Below are 19,341 nucleotides of genomic sequence, written 5' to 3'. Positions count from 1 at the left end.
TTATTTTTAGCTTTATATTCTACTTACTCTTATATTTTTTATTGAGATTTTTTCAAAGATGTGCTGATAAACTGTTGATAAAATTTTCTATAATCAATCGAACTGTACCAAAAAGCTTGTATTTAGTATTTTTGAATATTCTACTATATATTTTTCTAGTACATTTTTTAAGTTTCATTAACATAATAGGATGCATTAGTGAATACTGGATATATTTTATGTTTATAGTTTTTTCTACAACATTTGATTTCCATTATATAAGAAACACTTCTGATTTTAGATATTCTAAAAATACAAAAAATTACTTTAATGTTGAAGCAGCAGAAGTGTTTTATAATATTTTTTTAACAGTTGTTGTAGCTTGGTGTGCTCTAGCTATATTTAGTGGTAAAAATATTGCCACTCACGGAGACACAGTTATTTACTATGTTTTCCCTCATTATTGTGCAATTAAACTTTTAAAACAGAATCAGGAGTAAGATGAGTGAATCTAATAAAAGATTATTTTTATTATACTTGGTATTCCATTATATTCAATACACAACAGTATGATGGTCACAATAGCTATTTATCTTACTTCTTTATTGTGAACTGTATATTTATTTTTCTTATTTTTAGATTGAATAGAAAGAAATGTTTTGATAATACTTTTCTTAGAATTCTTAGTATGCTTTTTATTTCTTTCTTTTTATTAGGATGTTTAGGATTCCTCACAAGAGATTATAGTTTTGCTTATGATAAAAATATGAGTTTAGAATCTCAGACAAAATGGGGAGGACTTGTTTGGGAGAATATAATTGGCATTTCAGTTTTATACTCATTAATATCTTTGGTTCTATATAGAAAATTTATAACAAGTTTTTTATATTTAAAACCAGAGTTGCATGATGATTTCTTTCAAAAAACAGCTTTTAATTGGATTGAATATAAAAAGTTTTTAGGACTTGGTATAGAAATTGCAATATTTTTAGCTAGTATGATTGTTGCCAACAAGCAAAATACGGAAAGAGCTTTAACCTACAATGATGCGTGGATGTACACTATAATTCTTATTCTTCTATCCTTTCGATTGTCATTTTCTTTAGAATATATAAAGTATAAAAATAAATTTCCTTTTACACGACAAGACTATGAGGCGCTTGAGTTTTATAGTAAGGACAATAGACTTAATTTAGCTAGTATTGATAAACGCTCCAAACGCAAATGGATAATTTATGGAGTAGATTTTGATTATAAAACAAAGTTAGTCTTATATTTCAGAAAAAAATTATTAATAAAGAAAAAAATATCTAACAGCAATTTACCTGTTAAAATGAAAGTCAATCAAAGAAAAATTAGGAGAATTATAAAGAGGAATCTTGATCTTCCTAAAATTATTGACCTAATTGGTTTTCCAAATAGCGAAATTGTAAAGGTAAAGTCTAAAATAAACTACAAATATGCTCAATGGAATAATAATTTTTTTAATTATTTTATAAGGTTTAATAATAATGAGGTCATCAAAATCCAAAAAGTTTTTAAATATAGACGAAACAGAATATACAAAGACTTATTAATAAGATGAATTACTTTACAGCTTTATTTCTAAAAATTAATACTCTGATTAATAATTTAGTTGCGCGATCAATCAAACAGCTGCCTGCCAGCAAACAATCAATTGATCCTATTATCATGATTCCAGGTAGTTCGGCAACAGAAAATAGATTTAATCGAATGGTTAAAAAGCTCAATCGGAATCAGCATCCGCGTCATAGTCTGGTCCGTATTAAAGTCTGGAATGACGGACACATGACCTACAGAGGGCATTTGAAGCGCAAGGACAGAAATCCTATTTTTGTGGTTGGCTTTCAAAATAATCGCGATGGTTATGAAAACATCAAGCAGCAGGCGGCCATGTTTGATGCTGCCTTGACTGTCTTGCTAGATAAGTATTCTTTTAACAGTTTTAAGGCGCTGGGGCACTCTAACGGTGGTCTAATTTATACAGTATTCCTGCAGCAATACCTTGCAAACCATTCTGGGGTGGAGATGGAAAAGCTCCTGACTATTGGCAGTCCTTATAATCTGAACAAGAAAAATCTCAATCATCGAGTTGAGATGTTAGATGACTTTGTAGCCAATCAGGAAAAACTTCCTAAAAAGCTTCAGCATTTATCAATTTTGGGAATCTTTTTCCGAGATGGAGACGGAATTGTCCATAAAAGCAGTGTAGAAGCTGGGAGTTTGATTTATAAAGGAAAGATTGCTTCACACAGAGAGGTCGTCATCGTAGGCAAGGACGCCCATCATTCTTTACTGCCGCAAAATGAGCAAGTAGTTGATTTGATTAGGGAGTTTTTATTCTAATAATTATTTTACATAATTTAATTTTAATAAAAATTAGAAAGGCAATAAAACAATGAAAATGACAGACATTCTCCATAGGTATTATGGTGACTTTGATCTGGTAAATGAAAAATGGAACGAAGACGAAGACTATGAAAGCATTTTAATTAAGCCAAAGGATAATCAAGAATATAAAAGATGCCGTTTGGCAAAGAAAACACCCAAAAAAGAAGGATACTTTACAGTCTTTTGGAAAAAAGACCAAGACAACAAGAATATTCCTTATACTGATAGAGACTTGGGTGATGAACTGGTTATTGTCGTTATCGACGACTGTCATTGCGGTTTATTTATAACTCCCAAAGAGGTGGCTATTAGTAAAAAAATTCTTTCTACAAAGGATTGTAAAGGAAAGATGGCTATGCGGTTTTATCCGTCCTGGTGCACACATTTAAATAAAACAGCTCAGGCAACACAAAAATGGCAACTGGATTATTTTCAAAAAATCGAATTAGAAGAATAAGTTTTAGGAAAAACAAGACAGAGTTTAGCTCATCAATTCTGTCTTGTTTTTATTATCTATTTTGTAGTAAAGTGAGATTGCTTACTTCCCTCTATCATCTTTCCGAAAAACTATAATTTTCTTGAAAAATATATCTAGATATGCTATACTACCATTATAGAAAAAACGGAGAAATGTGATGAGACGTGAACTGTTATTAGAAAGAATTGATAGACTCAAAGCCACTATGCCCTGGTACATTCTGGAATATTACCAGTCTAAGCTGGCGGTGCCTTATAGTTTTACAACCTTATACGAATATCTCAAAGAATATGATCGCTTTTTTAACTGGATGCTAGAATCTGGTATCACGGATGCTTCGCATATTGCTGAGATTCCTCTCTCAATCTTGGAAAATATGACCAAAAAAGACATGGAAGCCTTCATTCTTTATCTGCGCGAGCGGCCGCTTCTCAATGCCAATACAACTCAAAATGGTGTTTCCCAGACAACCATTAACCGGACTCTTTCGGCTTTATCTAGCCTCTACAAATATTTGACTGAGGAAGTCGAAAACGAACAGGGCGAGCCTTACTTCTATCGAAATGTGATGAAAAAAGTTGCTACTAAGAAGAAAAAGGAAACTCTGGCAGCCCGTGCAGAGAATATTAAGCAGAAGCTCTTTTTAGGGGATGAGACAGAAGAATTTCTCCAGTATATTGATACGGAGTACCCCAAGAAACTCTCTAATCGAGCTCTGTCCTCCTTCAACAAGAACAAGGAACGTGATCTAGCCATTATTGCCTTGCTACTAGCCTCTGGCGTTCGTCTGTCTGAAGCTGTTAATCTGGATCTGAAAGACATCAATCTCAAAATGATGGTCATTGAAGTGACAAGAAAAGGCGGAAAAAGGGACTCTGTCAATGTTGCTGCTTTTGCCAAGTCCTATTTAGAGGAGTACCTGAGTATTCGAAGCAAACGATACAAGGCCGAAAAGACGGATACAGCATTCTTTTTGACTGAATACCGAGGCACTCCGAATCGAATCGATGCTTCCAGTGTTGAAAAAATGGTGGCCAAGTATTCTGAGAGCTTCAAGGTGCGAGTGACGCCTCACAAACTCCGCCACACACTTGCTACACGTTTATACGATGCAACCAAATCTCAAGTTCTCGTCAGTCATCAGCTAGGGCATGCTAGCACTCAGGTAACGGACCTCTACACCCACATTGTCAATGATGAACAAAAGAACGCTTTGGACAAACTATAAATTACATAATTTAAAATATGTAAATAAAACAATAATAACAAAAGAGCGAAAATCTAGTTTAGATGCTTCGCTCTTTTTCTTATAAAAACTCAATCCAATAATTACGATGAGGTTCAACAATCAGCGGTTTGCCCCAGAAGTGCTTGAGATGTTCTAGATTTGCTGCTGTGACAGGTCGATTTTTAGAGTTGTACTTTTCAGCGCTTTCTCTAGTTAGGAAGCATTTGACCGCTTCGTAGGAGCCTTCTGCTGTCTCTCTATTCAGCCCTTCAAAGCTAATTTCATCACCCGGCTGAGGATTATCCGTAAAGAGTTTTCCTATAAAGTAAACTGTCTTACTCTTCATCAAATCGTAAGCCTTGATATTCTCTATCCGGTTATTAGCTGCTGCAAACATGATGCAAAAGCTGTCGACAAGGTCCTTCAAGGGCATCAGATCTTCCTTGGGAACGAAGACATCTACCATGTAGAGCCCGCCAATGACTAGGTTTTGGAAAGAAGGTTGCTGAATAACATTATCTAACGCCATGCCAAGCGGTAATTTCACGGCTTGATAGCCTGATTTTTCAAATTCTTCTTTCTTTTTCTCATAATCTTCTGGAGATATGCTAACATAAAAGTTGTCTGGATTAGGAGATGGTTTTTTCTTCAGAAAAGCTACAACTGTGCGATCCAACTGCTCAAACAGATCAAGGCTTTCTACTGGGACTTTTTGCATCAAGGCACCCCTTTCTCTGGTTCCCTATCATTTTATCATATCTGGTAGATAAAACCTAGAGAAAACTAGCTGGTTAAGGAAACGTAAGAATGTTGTTGATTTGAAATATACTGTTTACATAAAAAACTAAACTCTTCGAGAGCTTGGTTTTCTTTATGTCATATTTTAACCGACGATAGCTTCGGCAATCTCTTCTCTGCTGATTCCAGCAAAGTAGCGGCTAATATCAATCGTTTCAAGAGCTTTAAGGACATCTTCGCGCTCGTATTTAACGCCGCGCAGCACATCTTCTACTGCTGCTACATCCTCAATACCAAAGAAGTCTCCATAGATTTTAATATCCTGAATCTTGGATTCAACAACATTGGCAAAGATTTCTACCTTACCGCTGGTAAACTTGGTGCCACGGCGCACATTGTATTCAGGTGATTTACCGTAGTTCCAGTCCCAAGTTCCAAACTTGCTATCTCTGATTTGCTTGATTTCTTCCAGTTCTTTCTCAGAGAAGACATACTCTGTCATTTCTGGATATTCTTTCTTCATATAGTCCAGAAGCAGGTCTCGGAATTCTTCGACGGTAATCTTTTCTGGCAATTCATTGACAATATTGGTTACACGGGCACGGACGGATTTAACTCCTTTTGATTCGAACTTGTCTTTAGAAACCTTAAGCGCATTGGCCAAGACGGACAGATTAACATCAAAGAGCAGGCAACCATGGTGCATGATACGGCCGTTAATATAGGCCTGAGCATTGCCACAGAACTTTTTGCCATCAATCTCTAGGTCATTGCGGCCAGTGAATTCAGCCTTTACCCCAAGCTCTGCCAAGGTATTGATAACTGGCGTAGAAAAACTCTTGAAGTCAAAAGCACGATCTTCGCTTTCCTTAGAGATAATGGTGTAGTTGAGGTTGTTTAGATCATGATAAACGGCACCTCCGCCACTGATACGACGCACTACTTCAATACCATGCTCACGGACATAATCACGGTTGATTTCTTCGATGGTATTTTGGTGACGCCCCACTATGATAGAGGGTTTGTTAATCCAGAGCAGGAAAATTTCATCCTCATCTAAGAGGTGTTTGAAAGCATATTCTTCCAAAGCGATATTAAAAGCTGTATCATTTGAGTAGTTAACAATGTATTTCATAAGCTACCTCTTTATACGATAGAGACTGGAACAATGTTTTATGCCCAGTCTAATCTATCTTTTAAATTATTTTTTCTTAGGTGAGTGAACTGCCAATCCCAGTACATCAGCAAATGCTTCGTACATAACTTCTGAGAAGGTTGGGTGACCGTGAATGGTCTTAAGCATTTCTTCTACGGTGATTTCCATTTCGATGATGGTTGATGCTTCGTTGATCAATTCTGCAGCCGCAGGACCAATGATATGAACACCGAGGACTTCACCATACTTCTTGTCAGCGATGACTTTAACGAAGCCTTGAGCTGCGTCTGAAGCGATAGCACGGCCGTTAGCAGCGAAGTTGAACTTACCAATTGCTACATCGTATTTCTCACGAGCTTGCTCTTCTGTCAAACCAACTGCTGCTACTTCTGGCAGGGTGTAGATGGCTGCAGGTGTCAGATTGAGTTTGGCAACATGGTGGTTACCCTTCAGAGCATTTTCAGCAGCAACTTCACCCATGCGGAAGGCTGCATGAGCCAGCATCTTAGTACCATTGATATCACCTGGTGCGTAAATACCTGGAACAGAAGTTTCCATGTACTCATTGACCTTGATACGGCCGCGATCCAGTTCGAACTCGACCTCACCAATACCTTCTAAGTCTGGCACACGTCCGATAGACAGCAGAGCCTTATCTGCTAGAATATCTTCTTTTCCTTCAACCTTGATACGAAGTTTACCATTTTCTTCGATGATTTCTTCCAACTTAGTTTCAGTCAGAATTTTCATCCCCTTGCGCTCTAAGATGAGGCGAAGGTTTTTAGAAACTTCCGCATCCATAGCTGGTACGATGCGGTCCATCATTTCGATAACAGTGACTTTTGAGCCAAATGTCATGAAGGCTTGTCCAAGCTCAATACCGACAACACCACCGCCGATAATTACCAGATTTTCTGGTACTTCGTTCATTTCCAGAATATCATCGCTGGTCATAACAAGAGATGATTCCATACCAGGAACATTGATCTTGCTGACTTTTGAACCACCAGCCAAGATAATCTTCTTTGTTTCTACCAGCTCGCTACCGTTTACAAGAACATTCTTGTCTTTAGTAATAGTACCAATTCCCTTATGAACATCTACGCCATAGCTGCGAAGAAGGCCAGCAACACCGCCAACAAGCGTATTAACAACCTTATTTTTTGTTTCCAGAACCTTGTCCATGTCCACTGAGAAGCTTGGATTTTCAATGATGATACCGCGATTAGCAGCGTGACCAAGGCTTTCAATGATTTCAGCATTGTGCAGGTAAGTCTTTGTAGGGATACAACCACGATTCAAGCAGGTTCCGCCTAGCTCAGACTTCTCAACCAAGGCAATCTTGCCACCCAGCTGGGCTGCTTTGATAGCCGCTACATAACCAGCAGGTCCACCACCGATAACAACGATATCGTAAGCATCATCGCTCTTATCATCATCTGTGTTTGCTGCCGCTGTTGCAGGAGTTGGTGCTTCCGCAGGTGCAGATCCGCCAGCAGTTGGAATGTTTTCTCCTTCTTCTCCCAAGTAACCGATGACTTCCGTTACTGGCACGGTTTCACCGTCTCCTTTGAGAATGGCAATCAGATAGCCATCTTCTTCAGCTTCCAATTCCATGCTGACCTTGTCAGTCATGATTTCCAGAAGGATTTCCCCTTCTTTGACAAATTCGCCGACTTTCTTATTCCATTGGACAATTTGCCCTTCGGTCATATCCACACCGGCTTTTGGCATAATTACTTCTAAAGCCATTTTTCTTTCCTTTTCTAATTTAATTTTTCATTTGCTGAGTGCTTCTTCGCTTTTTAGAATAGCAAAGAAAATAAAATCTTATACCAACATTGAAATTGGATCTTCAATCAAAGCCTTCAAATCCTTCATAAACTTAGCTCCAGCCATTCCATCAACTACACGGTGGTCGATGGTCAAGCCCAGACTCATAATTGGACGAATAACAATTTCGCCATTAACAACAACAGGTTTCTCTACTGTCGAGCTCACACCCAAGATAGCAGAGTTTGGCTGGTTGATGATTGGACCAAAGGACTGAACGCCAAACATACCCAAGTTACTGATTGTGAAGGTTGAGTTTTGCAGCTCGCTTGGAGCCAACTTGCCTTCCAAAGTACGTCCGATCACATCTTTAAAGGCTACCACAAGCTCTGATAGGCTCATTTTTTCTGCATTGTAGACAACTGGTGTCATCAGGCCGTTATCCATACCGACTGCCATTGAAAGGTTGACATAGTTGTGTGTGATAATGGTCTTGCCATCCTCTGTCAAAGTTGAGTTGAGATAAGGATGCTTCATCAGTGTTTTCACAACAGCCAGCGAAAGCAGGTCTGTAACAGTTACTTTCTTGCCAGTTGCTTCCATGATTGGCTCCAGCACTTTTTTACGCAAGGCCAGCATTTCTGTCATATCAACATCATAGTTAAGTGTGAATGTTGGCGCCGTCAGGTAAGATTCTACCATCCGCTGAGCGATAACCTTCCGCATTGGCGTCATTGGAATACGCTCAATTTCACCGTAAGGAGTGACATTATCAGGCACTTCTTCAACTTTTTCAATTTGAGCAGGAGATTTGATTGTATCGCTCTCAACATTCTCAGGCAAGAAAGCAAGAACATCTTTCTTCATAATCTTGCCACGATGGCCAGTTCCTTGAATCTCTTGCCAAGCAATATTGTGTTCTTGGGCAATTCGTTTTGCCAGTGGTGAAATGCGCACCACATTTGTATCTTTATAAGTTTCCACGTCTTCTTTGTGGACACGACCATTTGCACCTGAGCCAGAAACATCATAGAGGTTGATTCCCAAATCATCCGCTAACTTTCTAGCTGCAGGAGTCGCTCTTAGCTTGTCATCAGCCATGACCTCTCCAATTCTAATTATGATACTAAGGGCGTAAAAAGCGACTGAAAAATAGGAAATCTACGCAAGCTTCGATGAAGCCAAGGAGATTTATCTTTTTTCCGAGCTTTTAGCCCATGTTCAACTCTACAAGTAACTTGGATACGAAACGTATCTCAAGTTGCTACAGCTGCCGCTATCGGCGTTCAACCTTACAGACTTACTAAGTCGCTCATCGGATATAATCACTCCGAATAACGATTGTCTGTAATTTGTAAAATTTTAGCTACTTCGACCTCTACACAAGATTAGATTACATAAAATAATTTATGTAATCTAATTCATAAGAAAGCCTTTTCTTTATTATACCTTATTCTTTATGATATGTCTTCCGAATAGCATCTTTGATGCTTTCAACGGTCGGAATCATCGCGTTTTCCAAGTTCTGTGCATAAGGCATTGGCACATCTTCACCTGCACAACGGCGAATTGGAGCATCTAGATAGTCAAATGCTTCAGACTCAGAAATAATCGCTGAAATTTCACCAATGAAACCGCTAGTTTTGTGGGCATCATTAACCAAAACGACCTTTCCGGTCTTCTTAACAGAATTGATGATAATATCCTTATCAAGCGGCACCAATGTACGTGGGTCAACCACTTCTACAGAGATACCTTCTTCTGCTAATTCTTCAGCTGCCTGCATGACACGGCGAAGCATTTTTCCGTAGGTAACAACTGTTACATCGGTACCTTCTTTTTTGATTTCACCTACACCGAGTGGGATTACATACTCAGGATCTAGTGGCACCTCGCCTTTTTGGTTAAATTCAGACTTGTATTCCAAGATAATAACCGGGTTGTTATCTCGGATAGAAGCCTTGAGAAGTCCCTTCATATCAGCCGGAGTTCCTGGAGCGACTACCTTAAGTCCTGGAATGTGGGTAAACCAAGATTCCAAAGACTGAGAGTGCTGAGCCGCTGAGCCAACTCCATTACCTGCCGCACAACGGACAGTCATTGGCACTTGTCCTTTTCCGCCAAACATATAGCGCGTTTTAGCGGCTTGATTAACAATAGCATCCATGGCGATTACAGAGAAGTCCATAAATGTCATATCTACGATTGGACGCAGCCCTGTCATAGCTGCTCCAGCTGCTGCTCCAGAAATAGCTGCTTCTGAAATCGGACAGTCACGTACACGCTCTGGACCGAACTCTTCCAGCATACCAACAGATGTTCCGAAATCTCCACCAAAGACTCCGACATCTTCTCCCATTAAGAGTACATTTTCATCGCGACGCATTTCCTCAGACATAGCGAGGATAATGGTGTCACGAAAAGACATAGTTTTAGTTTCCATTTTCTTTTTCTCCTCTCTTTAGTCTGCGTAAATATCTTCAAAGGCAGATTCAAGTGGCGGAAACGGACTTTCTTCTGCGAATTTTACAGACGCTTCTACCGTTTCTTTGACTCCAGCTTGGATAACTTCCAACTCTTCCTCGCTTGCAATCTTGTTTTCCAGCAAGTATTTACGAAGATTTTCGATTGGATCCTTCTTCTTCCATTCTTCCACTTCTTCACGAGTACGGTATTTACCTGGGTCAGAAGACGAGTGTCCCAACCAACGATAGGTCACGCTCTCAATTAAGACAGGTCCTTTACCACTGCGAACATGCTCCACAGCCTTTTGGAAACCTTCATAGACATCCAGAACATTATTGCCATCTTCGATGAACATACCTGGAATACCATAAGCTGCACTGCGCTCGTGGATGTGCTCTACATTGGTCATTTTCTTGATGTCAGCAGAAATACCATAGCCATTATTGATACAATAGAAAATAACGGGCAGATTCCAGATAGAAGCCATGTTGACTGCTTCGTGGAAGACACCTTCGTTGGTAGCACCGTCACCGAAGAAGCAGACAACAATCTTGCCAGTCTTCTGCATTTGCTGGGTCAGAGCTGCTCCAACAGCAATTCCCATGCCGCCACCTACGATACCATTAGCACCAAGGTTTCCGGCATCTAGGTCAGCAATGTGCATAGAGCCGCCTTTTCCTTTACAGGTACCGGTGTATTTCCCTAGGATTTCCGCCATCATTTCGTTGAGGTTGATTCCTTTTGCGATAGCTTGACCGTGTCCCCGGTGATTAGAAGTCAACAAATCATCCTTGTTCAAAGCCAGCATAGCACCAACATTGGCTGCTTCCTCACCTACTGAGAAGTGAGTCATTCCAGGAACCTTTCCTTTTTTTACAAGTTGAGCAATTTTTAAGTCCATTCGACGGATTTCTTCCATCTTACGGAACATCTCTAACAAAAGATTTTTATCTAAAGTTGCCATTTTTTTGCCTTTCTAAGCATAATTCTTCTATTTAATTCTATCTAAAGCTGTAAGCACTGTCAAAACTTTTGCTCACTTATATTTCACAAAGAAAAACCAGTCAATCCATTGGATAAACTGGTTGTAGGCACCAAAACAGGAATTTCACAAACTTTTTTTGTGCTAGAGTAGTTTTTACTATTTTGAAACTGTTATACGAAAATAATAGCAGAGCATGCTTTTGATTAGTCCGCCTGTTTAGCAAAATCTGCAATCATCTGCTCCATCTGCTCACGGCTTGGTGTTGTTAGCATATAGAGGTAGTCACCTTGCAGCTCTGCAAAAGCGGCTGGCATGTCTTTCTTAACTTTGAAATTATCTCTGTATTTCTCCAGCAAGTCAGCCTCAGGGTAAGCATAGTTTGTCGATGCACGGCGCGAGGTTGCCAAACAATACAGTGGCTCCATGTGAGCAGCTGGGAAAGGCTCTCCTGCTACAATCGCTGCATAGCCTCTGTAAAGATCGATTGAGTGGGCGAAATTATAGACATCAATGGTAAAGCCGCCAGCTGGACGGTTATTGTACTCAATGGCTACATAATCATCACCTTCGCGGAAGAACTCAATATGGAAAAAGCGTTCTTTCATGCCGAAGGTTTTGACAATCGCTTCTCCATAAGCACGCAGTTTTGGATCCATATCCTTAAGAACGTAGTAGGAATTGTCCATCTTATAGATCATCAAATCCAGCGGTGTATGGGCATAGTCAAAGGTGGTTGCAAAGACGATCTGACCATCCTTATCTACCAAACCGTCAAAAGTACAGATTTCGCCAGACTGGACAAACTTTTCAAAGAAATAAGCAGTCTGATGATCCCATTCTTGCTTGAATCGTTCGACATCTTCTGCTGTTTCTAATTTAAAGGTTGCAACTGCTCCTACTCCATTATCAGGCTTAGCAATCAAAGGCAGACCAAGTTTCTTGACAGCCAAATCAGCGCCTGCTTCTGTATTGACAATCTGACCAGGTACCACTGGAACGCCTGCTTTTTTAAAGAGTTTCTTCATTTCTGATTTGAACTTGGTCTTTTTCAAGTCTTTTGGCTTTGCTCCAAAGACATTGAATTGCTCACGCAACTCTGCGTCAAGTTCCAGCCAGTATTCATTATGTGACTCAATCCGGTCGATAGGTCCATGCTTGTAGAAAAGAAAGGCCACCGCTCTTTTTACTTCATCAAGGTTTTCAAGATTTTCTACTCTGAAATATTCGGTCAATGAATCCTTCAAAGGCTGGTCTAGCTGGTCATAAGGCTCCTGACCGATTCCCAGAACAGTGATTCCTTTGTTAGCCAGCTCCACTGTAAACTGCTGAAAATTTTGTGGATAATAGGGAGAAATAACGATATAATTCATAGGAAACCTCCTTTAAAGATTGAGTTCATTGAGGAAATAAGGCATTTGCTTACGCCACCAAATCCAGTCATGGGAAACATCATGACCCCATTCGGCAAACCAAGCTGGAATATTCTTATGCTCAAAAGCTTCTTTCAGCGTGTAGAAGGAAGGCAGGCCATCCTGCTCCCAGTCACCCAAGCCAGTACAAACGATAATATCGGCCTGTCGATAGCGGTCAATAAACCAGCCATCATTTTGGTTCCAGATATAGTCTGCTGGAGAGTTTTGATAAATGACTTCGTCATTCAAATTGTCACCAACAAAGAAACGTGCATCATAGACACCACTGAGGGCAATCACTTTATTGAAAACATCTGGATGCTGCAGGAAGAAATTAACAGCATGATAAGCTCCCATGGAGCAGCCTGTCGTCATCATAGGGTCAAACCAGCCTGTCTTATGCTTGACGAAAGGAATAGCTTCCTCGATGACATAACGCTCATAGGCACGATGCATTTCTGCTCGATCGTGTGGGTGCTTCCAGTCCGCCAACCAGCTCTCGCTATCAATGCTGCTGAGAGTGAAAAATTGGACCTTACCAGCCTCAATAAAACCTGCACAGGCCTCAATCATACCAAAGTCAGCATATTCATTATGGCTGCCGCCTGATGATGCAAAGACTATAATCGGGAGCCCAGCATGGCCATAGCGATTGATATACATTTCTCGGCCTAGATTGCCGCTCCAATGACTTAAAAATTCTACATGCATAGTTTTTACCTCTTTCTCACTGTTTGACTAGATTACCATTTCTCGCTGATAAAACGGAAACAGTCTGGCAAGTGCTCTGCCCAAGCGATTTCATTATGAATAGCTCCAGACTGGATCTTAATCTGAATATTGGACAAATCTACCCCAGACACGAGCAACTGTCGGAAATAGCTGAGCGATGAATCAATATAGGCCTGCTTGATGTTGCCAGCCATTAATGTCTTATCTGTATCATCAGCCTCTTCTGTCCCAACATAAATGAAAACTCGCTGGTCAGCCTGAAGTTTTTTTCTCTCAATATAACGGTCAAAGGCTTCCTGATGCAGCCAATTTGCTGATGAAAAGATTCCCAGACAGCCAATCTGATCTTGGTATTCAACACCGATAAACTGGCTGATATTTCCCCCAAGAGAAGAGCCAATCATAGCCGTATGCAGCCGATCCGACTTAGTCCGATAATGCTGGTCAATAAAAGGCTTGACGACTTCCATGACAAACTCCGCATACTCTGTTCCCTTGCCGCCAAACTGAATACCGGGAATATTGGACTCTTGGAACTTCCAAGCTGAATACTCATTCATCCGCCCTTGGCCATCGTTGTCAATAGCCACGACAATCATTTTTTCAATATCTGGATTACGCTTAATTGTTGGAATCACCTTCCACGAATGGCCGCTGAAAGACTCTTTGCTATAAAGAACATTTTGTCCGTCGTGAAAATAAACGACCGGATACGTCTTATTTGTGTCCTGACTATAGTTCTTTGGAAGCAAGACGCGGACACGGCGTTTTTGCTTAGTATAAGGAACGACCAACTCATGTGTCTTCATTTCAAGGTAAAAATAGGATTTATTCATTTTCAGAAAACTTTCTATTTTCAAAATTTTTATTTATTATATCACAAATTAAGCAAAAAAGTTAGGAAATTCCTAACTTTTTAATGATTTTTATTAGATAATGATAGAAAATAGATTATTTATCCAAATAAGGCTGTAAATCCTGCAAGGCTCGCTCAGCAATTTTCTCATAGCGCTCTTTCTTGTCACGAATCCGACGGCCGTCCAACTCTTTGATAATGCCAAAATTGACATTCATGGGTTGGAAATGCTTGCTGTCAGCGTGGGTAACATAGTGTGGCAGGCTACCGATAGCTGTTGTTTCTGGAAAAACAAGTGCTTCTTCTCCTTTGAAGAGTCGAGCGGCATTGATACCAGCAACCAGACCAGAAGCTGCAGACTCAACATAGCCTTCGACGCCAGTCATTTGACCTGCAAAGAAAAGATTAGTCTGTTTCTTAGAGCGGAAAGTCTGTTCTAGCAGATTTGGAGAGTCCATATAGGAGTTTCGATGCATAACACCATAGCGGACAAATTCTGCATTCTCAAGGCCAGGAATCATCTGAAAGACACGCTTTTGCTCTCCCCACTTGAGATGAGTTTGGAAGCCGACGATGTTGTAAAGACTGCCTGCTGCATTGTCCTGACGAAGCTGCACCACAGCGTATGGCGTCTTATATTCACCATCTCGAGGTCCTTGGTAGTCATCTGGATATTCTAAACCAACCGGCTTCATCGGTCCATAAAGCATGGTTTTAATACCTCGCTTGGCCATAACTTCAATAGGCATGCAGCCTTCAAAGTATTTTTCCTTCTCAAAGGAATTGAGTGGTGCTTCCTCGGCATTGACCAAAGCATCATGGAAATCCATAAATTCTTGCTTGGTCATTGGCGCGTTGAGATAGGCCGCTTCCCCCTTATCATAACGAGATTTGAGATAGACCTTAGTCATATCGATGGTATTGACATCAATGATCGGCGCCGCCGCGTCGTAGAAATAAAAACCGTCGCCTCCATTAAGCGCATGGATTTTCTCGGCCAGAGCATCACTAGTCAAGGGCCCTGTCGCGATGACTGTGATAGCATCCTCTGGAATTTCAGTGATTTCTTCACGAATGACCTCAATCAATGGATGGTTGGTCACTAGCTCTGTTACCATCTGAGAAAAACCTTCTCTATCAACTGCTAGAGCACCTCCTGCTGGCACTCGAGTCGCTTCTGCTGACTTTAAGATGACTGAATCCAACCGTCTCATTTCTTCTTTTAGTAGGCCAACTGCATTGGTCAGCGCATCTCCTCGCAAAGAGTTAGAGCAGACCAGTTCTGCAAAGTCTGCAGTCTTGTGTTGAGGCGTTGACTTAACACCCCGCATTTCATAGAGTTTGACTGGGATGCCGCGCTTGGCAATCTGGTAAGCTGCTTCACTGCCAGCCAGACCAGCACCGATAACATTGATATAGGATGATGACATGATACTCTCCCTTGGATATTTCTAGATTTTCACTCTGACCATTATAACAAAAAGATAGTAAAAAAGACAGACAGGAGGATTCCTGAATGTCTTTCCAAAATTATTGTTTAACAAAACTGAATGTCTTATAAGCATACAGATGACTATTGTCTTCGTAACTTATGCCAAAGCCCACTTCTGTATTCCTAGGTAGTTTATCGATTTGAAGTATTTGAACAAGTAAGTATTCAAAATCAGAGTCTGTCCAATTGTCAATATCTTCATTAGCTAATTGTAGGTTTTGTTTTCGTACTTGTTCTATATCAATGCTTATATGAATACTAAAAGTCGAACGATTGTCAGCAACTCTTTTTAAGAGTATATCGCGATTAAGAGCAAGCAAATCTTCATCTAGTTTATTTGCTCTACTTAGGTCTAAGTCCTTGATTAACGGAGCTAGTTCTTTGACATCTGTTTTCAAAATTGCTTCTCTTTTTTCTTGTTCTTCAAGATGAGTTTCTGGGTTGCCACTATATTCTTCTTGTGGCACCAAAGAATAACTTGAGTCAAAGGAGTCCAATTCAATTGAGTTTTTAATATAAAGCTGTCTAATCATATCTTTGCTCAAAAATGTAGAAGTCAAGCTATCACTTTGAAGCAATCTATTGTATGCTTCTTCAAGTCTATCATAATTGTCATCGCCAGAAACATACTCCATTTCTAAACGATAGACTGTTTTCTTGGCCAAACCAAAGAAAATTTTCTTCTCAACTTCTTTAAGTCTCGGGTTGTATCTGAGGACTGGAGTTTTCTGAACATAATCTTTTTCAAAATCCACATAGACATCAACAAATTTTTTGTTTCCTTCAACGTAAAACGGAAATCCCTGATAGCCAAAAGTATCAGCAGTCGAGTATCCTTCTGCTTTTAGTCCTGCAGCTTCTATTACGGAACTAATATTTGATATAGCCGTACTACTTAAATCATGATCTACACTGTTGTTGCATGCTGACAAAATAAATAATGCGAGAATAGAAAACAGTACACTAATTATTTTCTTAATCACTTTGCTTTTAACATCTCCTCCAAGTAAGCAATCTTAGCAAAATCTTTATGATTGTTATTTTCATTTCGGTAAGAATCTTGGGAAGAAGCACGGTAGATAGCTAAGAATTGCTCTGCATTCGGCAGTAGAAACTCAACATCTTCAACTTCTTTTCGAGTCAACTCCTCTAGCGGCACACCAGCGAATGCCCCCAAGGTTTCCATGGCTCCAAATTCAATAGACAGATCTTCTTTTTGAAATTCATGCTCGTGCAGATCGACTAAGCGATAGCCCAAGCGCTCCATCATAGGCTCAATCTTGTCCATATCGTAAATACGTTCTTCGTCTGGTGCTTCCCAGCCACGCTCATCACCATGAACATGAATATCAATATCACGCGCCTGCCAGTCTTGTCCAGTAACTTGCTCCAGACCTAGAGAACCCATCAGAAGTGGAACAATTCCTATCTTATTCAGTTGAGACGCGATTTTTAGAAATTCTGCAAATTTATCTGTCATAAAACTTCACCTCTTCTTCAGAAAGATATTTTACGTAATATAAATTATGTAAAAATGTTATTTCACTTTTTCTTCTTCGTAATCGCCATTGCTGCAGACTACTTGCTTGCCACCACCGCGTACTTTCTTTTCAATCAGATAATGGTCACATTTTGGACAGTTCCGACCAACTGGCTTGTCCCAAGATGTGAAATCACAGTCAGGATAACGATCGCAGCCGTAGAAAATGCGATTTCGCTTAGTCTTACGCTCAATAACTTGACCTTTCTGACACTGTGGACAGGTCACGCCGATTTCTTTGACGATAGCCTGAGTATGACGACAGTCTGGAAAATTGCTACAGGCGTAGAACTTGCCAAATCTACCCAATTTGATGACCATGGGACTGCCACAGACCTCACAGTCAAAACCAGCTGGCTCATCCTTGATTTGGATTTTCTCCATTTCAGTCTCGGCTTTAGCCACTTCCTTTTCAAAAGGTTTATAAAACTCGTCAATAACTTTCTGCCATTGCTCTTTGCCAACTTCTACATCATCTAGTTTAGCTTCCATTTCTGCTGTAAATTTCACATTTACAATGCCTGGGAAGAATTCGACAATCAGTGAATTGACAATCTCCCCTAGTTCCGTCGGCTCAAAGCGCTTGGAAACCAGCTTAACGTAATATCGTTTCTGAATGGTCTCAATGGTCGGTGCATAGGTAGACGGCCGACCAACGCCATTTTCTTCTAAAGTCTTGATAAGAGTCGCTTCAGAATAACGAGCAGGTGGCTGGGTAAAGTGCTGTTCTGGATTGGTATTTACACGTTTGACGGTATCGCCCTTTTCCATGTCTGGCAGCATTTTATTCTTGTCAGAGTCGTTGTAAATAGCCAGATAGCCATCAAACTTGACCTGACTGCCGTTGGCAGAAAATTGGACACCATTTTGCCCCAGCTTAACATTCATAGTATCAAAGACTGCTGCTGTCATTTGACTGGCTACAAAACGGTTCCAAATCAGCGTATAGAGCTTAAGCTGATCCTTATCCAGATACTTTGCGATGCTTTCTGGAGTATTGAAAACGCTGGAAGGACGAATGGCTTCGTGGGCATCTTGAGCGCCAGAAGCGTTCTTGGGCTTGCTGCCATGTTTGGAATATTTGGCGCCAAATTTATCCGTGATAAAGCTCGCTGCTTCATTTTGCGCTACTGGGCTGATACGAGTCGAGTCGGTACGCATATAGGTAATAAGACCTTGTACGCCAGAACCGATATTAATCCCTTCATAGAGCTGCTGAGCCACCATCATTGTCTTACGAGTCCGGAAATTAATCTTATTAGCGGCATCCTGCTGCATAGAGGAAGTCGTGTAGGGCAGCGGAGCATTGCGTCGACGCTCTTTCTTTTCGACACTGTCGACTGTAAAGTCATCACCCTTGAGGTGAGACAGAACTTCTTTGACCTCGTCATTGTTGGTCAGCTTCATCTTTTTACCATTCATACCATAGAAGCTGGCCTGGAACTGACGGGTTCCTTTCTTGAAGGTTCCATCAATTGTCCAGTACTCTTCTGGTTTGAAGGCATTGATTTCATTTTCCCGGTCAATAATCAGCTTGAGAGCGACAGACTGCACCCGGCCAGCTGACAGGCCTTTTTTGACTTTCTTCCAGAGAATAGGAGAAATAGAATAACCAACCAAGCGGTCCAGAACTCGACGAGCCTGCTGCGCATCAACTAAATTCATATCAATCTGACGCGGCTCTTTAAAAGCATTTTTGACCGCATCTTTGGTAATTTCGTTGAAGACGACACGGTTTTTCTCTTTTTCATCCAGATTAAGAATGTGAGCCAAATGCCATGAAATAGCTTCTCCTTCGCGGTCCGGGTCACTTGCCAGAAAGACTTGTTTAGCTTTCTTTGCTTCTTTTTTCAAGTCATTAATCAACGGACCTTTACCACGAATATTGATGTACTGCGGCTCATAGTTGTTCTCAAAATCAATGGACATAGTAGACTTTTTCAGGTCACGAATATGCCCGACACTGGCCAGAACCTTGTAGTTTCGTCCCAGATATTTTTCTATTGTTTTTGCCTTAGCAGGCGACTCTACGATGACAAGATTTTTCTTGGTCGTAGACTTCTTCTTTGTTTTTGTAACCAATTTAGACACCTT

At 40.4% G+C, this 19,341-nt stretch carries 18 protein-coding genes; 5 read left to right on the top strand and 13 right to left on the bottom strand.

Annotation, left to right across the window (positions count from 1 at the left end; all coding sequences use genetic code 11):
* The first annotated feature begins 218 nt into the window (after positions 1-218).
* The 5 genes from DQM55_RS06065 (at position 219) to xerS (ending at position 4,097) form a co-directional block, all read left to right on the top strand.
* Complete coding sequence (locus DQM55_RS06065) at positions 219-479, top strand: hypothetical protein (RefSeq protein WP_111675821.1); 261 nt, start codon at positions 219-221, stop codon at positions 477-479.
* Between the two features lie 188 nt (positions 480-667).
* Entirely contained in the window at positions 668-1,564 is an 897-nt protein-coding gene (locus DQM55_RS06060) for a hypothetical protein (protein WP_145980189.1), read from the top strand.
* Positions 1,561-2,346 (top strand): alpha/beta hydrolase, encoded by a 786-nt coding sequence (locus DQM55_RS06055; protein WP_111675819.1) that lies wholly within the window; start codon positions 1,561-1,563, stop codon positions 2,344-2,346. The genes DQM55_RS06060 and DQM55_RS06055 overlap by 4 nt, the downstream gene beginning before the upstream one ends.
* A gap of 52 nt (positions 2,347-2,398) precedes the next feature.
* Positions 2,399-2,848: a MepB family protein gene (locus tag DQM55_RS06050; RefSeq protein WP_111675818.1), complete on the top strand. Its 450-nt coding sequence runs from the start codon at positions 2,399-2,401 to the stop codon at positions 2,846-2,848.
* A gap of 178 nt (positions 2,849-3,026) precedes the next feature.
* Positions 3,027-4,097: a tyrosine recombinase XerS gene (gene xerS / locus DQM55_RS06045; protein ID WP_002909738.1), complete on the top strand. Its 1,071-nt coding sequence runs from the start codon at positions 3,027-3,029 to the stop codon at positions 4,095-4,097.
* A gap of 79 nt (positions 4,098-4,176) precedes the next feature.
* On the opposite strand, the gene DQM55_RS06040 is transcribed toward xerS, so the two are convergent.
* The 13 genes from DQM55_RS06040 to topA form a co-directional block, all read right to left on the bottom strand.
* Positions 4,177-4,815 carry a hypothetical protein gene (locus DQM55_RS06040; RefSeq protein ID WP_002909737.1) on the bottom strand — a complete coding sequence of 213 codons (639 nt, stop codon included), beginning with the start codon at positions 4,813-4,815 and terminating at the stop codon, positions 4,177-4,179.
* Between the two features lie 165 nt (positions 4,816-4,980).
* Positions 4,981-5,970: a lipoate--protein ligase gene (locus DQM55_RS06035; RefSeq protein ID WP_111675817.1), complete on the bottom strand. Its 990-nt coding sequence runs from the start codon at positions 5,968-5,970 to the stop codon at positions 4,981-4,983.
* A gap of 66 nt (positions 5,971-6,036) precedes the next feature.
* Positions 6,037-7,743, bottom strand: a complete 1,707-nt coding sequence (gene lpdA, locus DQM55_RS06030) for a dihydrolipoyl dehydrogenase (RefSeq protein WP_111675816.1) — start codon at positions 7,741-7,743, stop codon at positions 6,037-6,039.
* Positions 7,744-7,821: 78 nt separating this feature from the next.
* A complete protein-coding gene (locus DQM55_RS06025) occupies positions 7,822-8,865 on the bottom strand; it encodes a dihydrolipoamide acetyltransferase (RefSeq protein WP_061591774.1) in 1,044 nt (347 codons plus the stop codon).
* Positions 8,866-9,214: 349 nt separating this feature from the next.
* Positions 9,215-10,207 carry an alpha-ketoacid dehydrogenase subunit beta gene (locus tag DQM55_RS06020; RefSeq protein ID WP_002900354.1) on the bottom strand — a complete coding sequence of 331 codons (993 nt, stop codon included), beginning with the start codon at positions 10,205-10,207 and terminating at the stop codon, positions 9,215-9,217.
* An 18-nt stretch (positions 10,208-10,225) separates the two neighbouring features.
* A complete protein-coding gene (locus tag DQM55_RS06015; RefSeq protein ID WP_111675815.1) occupies positions 10,226-11,194 on the bottom strand; it encodes a thiamine pyrophosphate-dependent dehydrogenase E1 component subunit alpha in 969 nt (322 codons plus the stop codon).
* A 224-nt stretch (positions 11,195-11,418) separates the two neighbouring features.
* A complete protein-coding gene (locus tag DQM55_RS06010) occupies positions 11,419-12,585 on the bottom strand; it encodes an ATP-grasp domain-containing protein (protein WP_111675814.1) in 1,167 nt (388 codons plus the stop codon).
* 12 nt (positions 12,586-12,597) lie between these two features.
* Positions 12,598-13,338, bottom strand: a complete 741-nt coding sequence (locus DQM55_RS06005) for an esterase family protein (RefSeq protein ID WP_111675813.1) — start codon at positions 13,336-13,338, stop codon at positions 12,598-12,600.
* A gap of 32 nt (positions 13,339-13,370) precedes the next feature.
* The gene (locus DQM55_RS06000; RefSeq protein WP_111675812.1) at positions 13,371-14,195 is read right to left on the bottom strand and encodes an alpha/beta hydrolase; all 825 of its coding nucleotides are present in this window, start codon (positions 14,193-14,195) and stop codon (positions 13,371-13,373) included.
* Between the two features lie 115 nt (positions 14,196-14,310).
* A complete protein-coding gene (gene trmFO, locus DQM55_RS05995; RefSeq protein ID WP_111675811.1) occupies positions 14,311-15,645 on the bottom strand; it encodes a methylenetetrahydrofolate--tRNA-(uracil(54)-C(5))-methyltransferase (FADH(2)-oxidizing) TrmFO in 1,335 nt (444 codons plus the stop codon).
* Between the two features lie 100 nt (positions 15,646-15,745).
* Entirely contained in the window at positions 15,746-16,690 is a 945-nt protein-coding gene (locus DQM55_RS05990) for a hypothetical protein (protein ID WP_111675810.1), read from the bottom strand.
* Positions 16,687-17,187: a phosphoribosylanthranilate isomerase gene (locus tag DQM55_RS05985; protein ID WP_111675809.1), complete on the bottom strand. Its 501-nt coding sequence runs from the start codon at positions 17,185-17,187 to the stop codon at positions 16,687-16,689. The genes DQM55_RS05990 and DQM55_RS05985 overlap by 4 nt, the downstream gene beginning before the upstream one ends.
* Before the next feature lie 57 nt (positions 17,188-17,244).
* Positions 17,245-19,338 (bottom strand): type I DNA topoisomerase, encoded by a 2,094-nt coding sequence (gene topA, locus DQM55_RS05980; protein WP_111675808.1) that lies wholly within the window; start codon positions 19,336-19,338, stop codon positions 17,245-17,247.
* Positions 19,339-19,341: the final 3 nt, after the last annotated feature.

The sequence above is a fragment of the Streptococcus sanguinis genome, assembly GCF_900475275.1.
GTDB classification, from domain to species: domain Bacteria; phylum Bacillota; class Bacilli; order Lactobacillales; family Streptococcaceae; genus Streptococcus; species Streptococcus sanguinis_N.
Note: the sequence above shows the minus strand (reverse complement) of the source record. Positions and strands in the feature narration are given on the sequence as shown.

Coding starts and splice junctions, on each gene's coding strand:
- DQM55_RS06065 (WP_111675821.1), top strand. CDS start 219: ATGTTTATAGTTTTTTCTACAACATTTGATTTCCATTATATAAGAAAC.
- DQM55_RS06060 (WP_145980189.1), top strand. CDS start 668: ATGCTTTTTATTTCTTTCTTTTTATTAGGATGTTTAGGATTCCTCACA.
- DQM55_RS06055 (WP_111675819.1), top strand. CDS start 1,561: ATGAATTACTTTACAGCTTTATTTCTAAAAATTAATACTCTGATTAAT.
- DQM55_RS06050 (WP_111675818.1), top strand. CDS start 2,399: ATGAAAATGACAGACATTCTCCATAGGTATTATGGTGACTTTGATCTG.
- xerS (WP_002909738.1), top strand. CDS start 3,027: ATGAGACGTGAACTGTTATTAGAAAGAATTGATAGACTCAAAGCCACT.
- DQM55_RS06040 (WP_002909737.1), bottom strand. CDS start 4,815: ATGCAAAAAGTCCCAGTAGAAAGCCTTGATCTGTTTGAGCAGTTGGAT.
- DQM55_RS06035 (WP_111675817.1), bottom strand. CDS start 5,970: ATGAAATACATTGTTAACTACTCAAATGATACAGCTTTTAATATCGCT.
- lpdA (WP_111675816.1), bottom strand. CDS start 7,743: ATGGCTTTAGAAGTAATTATGCCAAAAGCCGGTGTGGATATGACCGAA.
- DQM55_RS06025 (WP_061591774.1), bottom strand. CDS start 8,865: ATGGCTGATGACAAGCTAAGAGCGACTCCTGCAGCTAGAAAGTTAGCG.
- DQM55_RS06020 (WP_002900354.1), bottom strand. CDS start 10,207: ATGGAAACTAAAACTATGTCTTTTCGTGACACCATTATCCTCGCTATG.
- DQM55_RS06015 (WP_111675815.1), bottom strand. CDS start 11,194: ATGGCAACTTTAGATAAAAATCTTTTGTTAGAGATGTTCCGTAAGATG.
- DQM55_RS06010 (WP_111675814.1), bottom strand. CDS start 12,585: ATGAATTATATCGTTATTTCTCCCTATTATCCACAAAATTTTCAGCAG.
- DQM55_RS06005 (WP_111675813.1), bottom strand. CDS start 13,338: ATGCATGTAGAATTTTTAAGTCATTGGAGCGGCAATCTAGGCCGAGAA.
- DQM55_RS06000 (WP_111675812.1), bottom strand. CDS start 14,195: ATGAATAAATCCTATTTTTACCTTGAAATGAAGACACATGAGTTGGTC.
- trmFO (WP_111675811.1), bottom strand. CDS start 15,645: ATGTCATCATCCTATATCAATGTTATCGGTGCTGGTCTGGCTGGCAGT.
- DQM55_RS05985 (WP_111675809.1), bottom strand. CDS start 17,187: ATGACAGATAAATTTGCAGAATTTCTAAAAATCGCGTCTCAACTGAAT.